At 62.6% G+C, this 1,512-nt stretch carries 2 protein-coding genes; both read right to left on the reverse strand.

All coding sequences use genetic code 11. The features are described 5' to 3' along the window. Positions 1 to 338, reverse strand: a 338-nt coding sequence (locus AC4ELH_RS35250; protein ID WP_498889579.1) for a transposase, incomplete at its 3' end; no start/stop codon positions are given. A gap of 168 nt (positions 339 to 506) precedes the next feature. Next, positions 507 to 1,439 carry an alpha/beta hydrolase gene (locus tag AC4ELH_RS35255; RefSeq protein ID WP_064958328.1) on the reverse strand — a complete coding sequence of 311 codons (933 nt, stop codon included), beginning with the start codon at positions 1,437 to 1,439 and terminating at the stop codon, positions 507 to 509. Positions 1,440 to 1,512 lie beyond the last annotated feature (73 nt).

Genomic DNA, 1,512 nt, shown 5'->3' on the forward strand with positions numbered 1-1,512 from the left:
ATGTTCGTGGCGTGCTGATGAGCACGGGCGATGGTGGAATCCACCGACACCGCCCAGTCGATCCCCCCGGCCTCATCGGCCATGCTCAGCAACCGCGATAGGACCATATCCCAGGTCCCGTCAGCACTCATGCGTCGATGCCAGGTCCAGATGCTTTGCCACGGACCGAACACCTCGGGCACATCACGCCAGGCAATGCCACAGCGGTACCGGTAGATGATGCCTTCGACCATCGAGCGGGCATCACTAAAAGGCCTGCCACGCTTACCTGTTCGAACAGGAAGAAGATCAGCGATCAGATCCCACTGAGCATCGGAAAGCAACTGAAAACGCGACACACCCCAAGTCTGGACCGCCACATCCAAAATGTTTGTCAGACACGCCCTAGTTGACGGTGGAAGTGGCGCCTGGAGCGAGCGCAAGTCAGCACAGCACACCGCGGTAATAGCCTGTGCTGGTGCGTGTTTGAACCAGGGGTGAACGGCCCGATGGGCCGGGGTAGAAAGCTAGCTGAGGAACGCTGCGAGTTCCCTCGCGAATACGGTGATCGCGTGATCGCCGTCGTCGAGTACGCCTGCCAGTAAGGGGAAGCTGTGCGGCATGCCCTCGTACTCGTGGGTTTGAACCTTGACTCCCGCCGCGGTGAGCCTGCCACCGTAGCGGTGCGCGTCATCGGCAACGGGATCGATCTGAGCGCTGACGATCACAGCAGGCGGGGCGCCCACGAGGTTCTGCGTCAGCAATGGCGAGGCGAGGCTCGAACCACGGTCGTCCAGTTCGGGTACGTACATGTCGTAAGCCCAGTCCAGCGCGGTCCGGGTGAGGAAGGGGCCGTCCTTGTACCGTTCGACCGAGTTGCTGCTCATGGTGGCATCGAGTGCGGGGCACAGCAGACCTTGGGCCTTGACCGGAGGGCCTTGTTCTCGGGAGGCAAGCGCAACGCTTGCCGCCAGTGCGCCGCCGGAGGAATCACCCGCGACCGCAAGGGCTTCGGGGTCGATGCCTAGATCATCAGCGTGCTCACTCACCCAGGTAAACGCCTCGCCGGCGTCGTGGTGAGCGCAGGGAAACTGGTATTCGGGTGCCAGCCGGTATGCCACGGAAACCACGATGAGTTCGCCCCGCGTGCAGAGCTTCCGGCACAGCCGATCGTGGGTGTCGAGGCTTCCACGTACGAACGCCCCGCCATGCAGATAAACAACGGCCGGCAGTGCCGGTAAGGCTACGGGTGGGCGGTAACACCGCGCCGCGACTACACCGTCGCGGAGGGGGATCGTGAAATCGTCTACTGCGCAACGATTGTCAAGGTCGCCCGCCAACGTGATCAACTTCTCCCCGGCCTCCCGGTAAGCCGCGATCGACATTTCCCACGGCTGCGCAGCAGGCCGTTCGGACAGGGAGCGCAGCAGCTGCTGTACCTGGGTATGCAGCCCACTCATGCCGCGACTCGGAAGACTTGGAATTCGACGGTGGGGCCGGGTTGGATGCGTCCTTGTCCGACGAAGATGCTTT

It is taken from the genome of Mycobacterium shunyiense, from assembly GCF_058270075.1.

Excerpts from the sequence above, each read along its gene's own strand:
- AC4ELH_RS35255 (WP_064958328.1), bottom strand. The coding sequence starts at position 1,439 with ATGAGTGGGCTGCATACCCAGGTACAGCAGCTGCTGCGCTCCCTGTCC.